A 5,621-nucleotide genomic window follows, 5' to 3' on the forward strand; every position below is an offset into this window, starting at 1 on the left:
CATCCCTGACCGAGCGGCCCGCGGCGACCGTATCCGGCCCCGACGATGTCTCCGCGGCCCGGCCGCGCCTGCGCCCGCTGCGGTGGATCGTCTCTGTGGTCCTGCTGGTCCTAACCCTGCCGGCGGCGGTCGTCGCGGAAATCTATATGCCTGGCCGCACCACCGGTTATTTTGCCGCCCTGGCCGGCCCGGCCGAACAGGAATGCGCCGGCCAGCAGCAGTTGGTGTGCGCGTCGGGTGGCGTCGGCGGAATCGGCCAGGGCGGTCGGCAACACGAGGGCGAGCTGGACGACGATCGCGCAGGACAGTCCCAGCAGCACCGTGCGCGCCCGGCCCAGCCGGGGAATGAGGAACGGGGTCAGCAGAGCTGCCAGGAGCATACCGGCGGCGGTGGCGCTGATCGCGACACCGAAACCGATGAGCCCGCCCTCGACCGTGGTCGCGCCGGACGGCGATTCGCGCAGAACCAGCACCATGATCAGCGTATTGGCGCCGAAAACGATTCGGTGCGCGCCGATTCCGATCATCGCGCTGGATACGTCCACCGAACCGCGGACCGCTCGCGCCCCCACCAGCAGTCCGGTGAGTACCGCGCGCACCGCACCCACCGTCTTACCGGTCTGCGTCTCCGGCCCGAGCGCACGCGGCCGGAACCCGGCGGCGAGCAGCACACCGGCCAGCGAACCGGTCGCGCTCACCGCGACCGCTACCGCCGAGCCGGTATCGCCGGCCCCGACCACCCCGATGATCGCCACCGCCGCGGCAGCTCCCGCCGCCGCGCAGGCCGAACCCGCGGTCGCGAGTACCGAGTTGGCCGGTACCAGCCACTGCTGTGCCAGCACCCGGGGTAGCGCCGCCGAAACACCGGCCGCGGTGAACCGGCTGATCCCCACCACCGCCAGGGCCAGCAGCAACAGCGGACTCGCACCCACACCGGCCAGCAGGCCGAGGGCTACCGCGATGATCAGTAATCCCCGCACGATATTGGCCACCAGCAGCACCAGCCGCCGATCCCACCGATCCAGCAGCGCACCCGCATATGGGCCGATCACCGAATACGGCAGCAGCAACACCGCGAATCCGGCGGCGACGGCGAGCGGGTCGGTTTCGCGTTCCGGGTTGAACAGAATCGCACCGGAGAGCGCGGCCTGGAACACTCCGTCGCCGAACTGGCTGGTGAACCGCAGCAGAGTCAGCCGCAGGGCGCCGGGGCTCGCCCGGACCGCGGCGCGAATCGTCCGTAGGTCGTATTTGTGCTCGCCCGTATCGGCCACCCGGTCCGGTGCGGCAGGTTCGGGCGCAGCGGTGGACACTGCCGCGACGCTACCTGTTCGGCGGACCCGAACGTATTCCGGCCGGTCCGCACTCCTCGGTGATCAGCAGGTCCACGGCCTCGCGCATATCCGGCGCCATGGGCAGGGTGCCCAATGCCTCGGCGTCTATCCAGGCGTAGGCATCGTGTTCGTCGGGTTCCAGGGTTACTTCACCGCGTTCGGCTTCGGCCAGGAAACTGAATTTGCGCACCTTCGGTTTCGTCCGGGTGGCGTAGTCGAACCAGCCGAGGAATTCGGTGATGGAACGCGCCACCAGCCCGGTTTCTTCGAAGAGTTCGCGCACCGCGCTCTCGATGAGCGTTTCCCCGTTCTCCACTCCCCCGCCCGGCAGTTCGTACATTCCGCCGAGATCCGCGCCCGGCACCCGCCGGACCACCAGGAGTTTTCCGTTGCGGAACACCGCGACACCGACCACCAGATCGGTGACACCGTCGCGGCGCGCACCGGCACGAAGCCGTTGCTCGATCCGCGCGAGTGCTTCGGGTCGCATCGTTCACCTCCCGGTCCGGTATATCCATTTTCGACGACTGCGTGCCGTACCGCCATCACCGCCCGCCGCTGCTCACCGGCCGTTCACCCCGAGGTTGCTCGCGTAAAATGCCGAGAGCGGACAATCGACGAAGTGGGGTATCGGGGTGTCCCTGCGCGAGAGGTAATTGTGCCCGAGCCGGAAAGGAGCGTGTGATGTCCACACCGCCCACCTCGCATATCGATGTCCATCGCGGCGGCGACCGGATGAAAACGCGGATATCCTGGCTCGATTCCAAACACTCGTTCTCCTTCGGCGAGCATTACGACCCCGAGAACACCCATCACGGCCTGCTGCTGGTGAACAATGACGATATCGTTCTACCCGGGCAGGGCTTCGATACCCATCCGCACCGGGATATGGAGATCGTGACCTGGGTGCTGGAGGGGTCGCTGGTCCATCAGGATTCGCTGGGACACAGCGGCGTGATCTATCCCGGCCTTGCACAGCGGATGAGCGCGGGTACCGGGATCCGGCATTCGGAGAAGAACGATTCCTGGCGAGTCGATCCGGGCCGGGCCGAACACGAGCAGCCGGTGCATTTCGTGCAGATGTGGGTGCTGCCCGACGAACCCGGTATCGAACCGGGCTATCAGCAGCTCGAGATCGATGACGAACTGGCTGCCGGCGGTCTGGTCACGGTCGCGTCCGGTCTGCCGCGCTACCGCGACCGCACCGCGATCGCCATCAACAGCAGCCATTCGGCGTTGCACGTGGCGAAACTGTCTCCGGATGCCGAACGCGCCGCGACCCTTCCAGATGCCCCCTACCTGCACGTTTTCGTCGCGCGCGGCGCAGTGGAGCTGGAGGGTGTGGGTCGCCTGGACACCGGCGACGCCGTACGTCTCACCCACTCCGGTGGCCAGCGGCTCACCGCGGCCGAGCCGGCGGAAGTGCTGATCTGGGAGATGCACGCCCGGCTCGGCGCCGGATGAGCCGCACCTGTCCGTCCGCTCCGTGACCGCGCGGCCGCGCCGAATCGCCTGCGGAACTCGTAGCTGTCGTCGCGACCGTTGACAATGGTGGGGCGAACTCCGCGGTGCCGTTGCAGCGATACCGCCGTGCTCGTGACCGCCAGCCGAGGAGGAACGATGACCTATCCACCGCCGCCGGGATACCCTGCGCCGGAGCCGTATCCAGGATCCGGGCAACAACCCCGGTACTGGCAGGAATCGCCCAGGAGCAAGGGCCTCGCGATCGCCGCCCTGGTCTGCGGCATCCTTGCCGCGATCAGCTTCTGCACCATCGTCGGTGGCATCCTGTTCGGGATCCTCGCCGTGGTCCTCGGTGCGATCGCCGCGGTGAAGGTGCGCCGGGGCACCGGGGGTGGCGGCGTCATGGCGGTGATCGCCTTGATCCTCGGCGTGGTGGCGATTATCGCGGCGGCCGTGTTCGGGGTGTTCTTCTGGGGCTTCTGGGAGGATTCCGGCGGTAAGGACTACACCGACTGTCTCTCGCGGGCCGGTGGCGACCAGCAGCAGATCGCGCAGTGTGAGGACCAGTTCAACCAGCGTCTCGAAGATCAGTTCGGGGTGACGATCGAACCGCCGGCGCCGGCGAACTGAGTTGCCCCGCCGCCCGCAGATCACACCGCGGCGCACCGGGCACCGGCATACTGGGTTGTGTGACTTTCGACGTGACCAGCCCCTCCGGTATCGATCTGACCCATCTCGACCCGGCCGTCCGGGTGCAGGACGACCTGTTCACGCATGTCAACGGCGCCTGGCTGGCCGGGTACGAGATCCCCGCCGACCGGGCGGTGGACGGCGCGTTCCGCACGCTGTACGACCGCGCGGAGCTGGATGTACAGGAGATAATCCGCAATGCCGCGGGCGAGCCGGGCAGCGATGCCCGCAAGATCGCGGATCTGTACGCCTCCTTCATGGACACCGAGACCGTCGAGGCCGCCGGCCTGACGCCCGTCGCCGAGGAACTGCGTGCTCTGGCGAACACCACCGACCGCGGTGAGTTCGCCGCGTTGATCGGCCGGTTACAGCGGACCGGTGTCTCCGGCGCGGTAGCGGTCTACGTCGATACCGACGACAAGAACTCCCAGCGCTACCTGGTCAATGCGACCCAGTCCGGCATCGGCCTGCCGGACGAGTCGTACTACCGGTCCGACGAGTACGCCGAGGTGCGGCAGAGTTATATCGCTCATATCGACCGGATGTTCGCGCTTGCCGCCGCGGATTCGGCTGTCGCGGATCTGCTCGACGCGGAATCGGCCGGGACCCGGGTCTTCGAACTGGAACGTGAACTCGCGGCCGGTCACTGGGATGTCGTGCGCCGCCGCGATGCCGAGCTCGGCTACAACCTCACGACCTTCACCGCGCTCGCCGAGCAGAACCCGGAATTCGACTGGGGCGCATGGGCCGACGGCCTGGCCGCCGGTGTTTCGGGTGAGGGCTCCCTGCTGTTGTCCGAACTGGTGGTCCGCCAACCGGACTACCTGCGCACTTTCGCGCAGGCGTGGGCGTCGGTGCCGCTGGAGGAGTGGCGGCTGTGGGCGCAGTGGCGGGTCCTGCGGGCCCGCGCGCCGTATCTCACCGAGGCCCTGGTAGAGGAGAACTTCGGCTTCTACGGCCGCACCCTGACCGGCGCCCAGGAGAACCGCGAACGCTGGAAGCGCGGGGTTTCGCTGGTGCAGGATCTGCTCGGCGAAGCGGTCGGCAAACTATATGTCGCGCAGCATTTTCCGCCCGAGGCCAAGGCCGCGATGGTCCGGCTGGTGGAGAACCTGCGCGAGGCCTACCGGCGCAATATCACCGAGCTGGACTGGATGACCCCGGCCACCCGCAAGGCCGCGCTCGCCAAACTCGACAAGTTCACCCCCAAGATCGGGTATCCGGACCGCTGGCGTGACTATTCCGCCGTCACGGTGGATCCGGCCGATCTGGTGGGCAACTACCGTCGCGGATACGCCGCCGAACACGACCGGGATCTGAACAAACTCGGCGGCCCGGTGGATCGTGACGAATGGTTCATGACACCGCAGACGGTGAATGCCTACTACAACCCGGGGATGAACGAGATCGTCTTCCCGGCCGCCATCCTGCAACCCCCGTTCTTCGATATGAACGCCGACGACGCCGCCAACTACGGCGGTATCGGTGCGGTGATCGGCCACGAGATCGGGCACGGTTTCGACGATCAGGGCGCGAAGTACGACGGTGACGGCAATATGGTCGATTGGTGGAGCGATGCCGACCGGGCGGAATTCGGTAAACGCACCCGTGCGCTGATCGACCAGTACGACGTCCTCTCCCCCGCCGACCTACCCGACGAGCACACCGTCAACGGCGAGTTCACCATCGGCGAGAACATCGGTGACCTCGGTGGCCTCTCGATCGCGCTGCAGGCGTACCGGATCTCCCTGAACGGGCAGGAGCCGCCCGTGATCGACGGTCTGACCGGATTGCAGCGGGTGTTCTTCGGCTGGGCTCAGGTCTGGCGGACCAAGACCCGGCCGGAGGAGGCCGTCCGCCGGTTGGCAGTGGACCCGCATTCCCCGCCGGAGTTCCGCTGCAACGCGGTGGTCCGCAATATCGACGCCTTCCACGAGGCCTTCGAGGTGAAACCCGAGGATGCCCTCTACCTGGCCCCCGACGAGCGCGTCAAGATCTGGTAATCCACGCCGGGTGAACAAGGAACGGCGGGGGAAAACCCGGGTTGAACCCCCGTGAAGTTGTAGCGAGGGCCCGACCCCACCCCCCGGGGGGGCCCCCCCCGGATGGGGGGCCCCGCGGGAATGGAAAAAC

5 protein-coding genes are annotated in these 5,621 nt (G+C 67.4%); 3 read left to right on the forward strand and 2 right to left on the reverse strand.

The window, feature by feature from the left end; genetic code table 11:
- Positions 1 to 110 precede the first annotated feature (110 nt).
- The gene (locus QH195_RS11900) at positions 111 to 1,274 is read right to left on the reverse strand and encodes an MFS transporter (protein WP_432278834.1); all 1,164 of its coding nucleotides are present in this window, start codon (positions 1,272 to 1,274) and stop codon (positions 111 to 113) included.
- A gap of 49 nt (positions 1,275 to 1,323) precedes the next feature.
- Positions 1,324 to 1,824 carry an NUDIX hydrolase gene (locus QH195_RS11905; RefSeq protein WP_280420411.1) on the reverse strand — a complete coding sequence of 167 codons (501 nt, stop codon included), beginning with the start codon at positions 1,822 to 1,824 and terminating at the stop codon, positions 1,324 to 1,326.
- Between the two features lie 194 nt (positions 1,825 to 2,018).
- Between QH195_RS11905 and QH195_RS11910 the strand changes: the two genes are divergently transcribed.
- From QH195_RS11910 to QH195_RS11920, 3 genes are all read left to right on the forward strand, one after another.
- A complete protein-coding gene (locus QH195_RS11910) occupies positions 2,019 to 2,798 on the forward strand; it encodes a pirin family protein (protein ID WP_280420412.1) in 780 nt (259 codons plus the stop codon).
- Between the two features lie 156 nt (positions 2,799 to 2,954).
- Positions 2,955 to 3,428 carry a DUF4190 domain-containing protein gene (locus QH195_RS11915; RefSeq protein WP_280420413.1) on the forward strand — a complete coding sequence of 158 codons (474 nt, stop codon included), beginning with the start codon at positions 2,955 to 2,957 and terminating at the stop codon, positions 3,426 to 3,428.
- Between the two features lie 59 nt (positions 3,429 to 3,487).
- Complete coding sequence (locus tag QH195_RS11920; RefSeq protein ID WP_280435401.1) at positions 3,488 to 5,491, forward strand: M13 family metallopeptidase; 2,004 nt, start codon at positions 3,488 to 3,490, stop codon at positions 5,489 to 5,491.
- Positions 5,492 to 5,621: the final 130 nt, after the last annotated feature.

Source organism: Nocardia carnea, from assembly GCF_029868855.1.
In the GTDB taxonomy this organism is placed as follows: Bacteria; Actinomycetota; Actinomycetes; order Mycobacteriales; family Mycobacteriaceae; genus Nocardia; species Nocardia carnea_A.

Coding starts and splice junctions, on each gene's coding strand:
- QH195_RS11905 (WP_280420411.1), bottom strand. CDS start 1,824: ATGCGACCCGAAGCACTCGCGCGGATCGAGCAACGGCTTCGTGCCGGT.
- QH195_RS11910 (WP_280420412.1), top strand. CDS start 2,019: ATGTCCACACCGCCCACCTCGCATATCGATGTCCATCGCGGCGGCGAC.
- QH195_RS11915 (WP_280420413.1), top strand. CDS start 2,955: ATGACCTATCCACCGCCGCCGGGATACCCTGCGCCGGAGCCGTATCCA.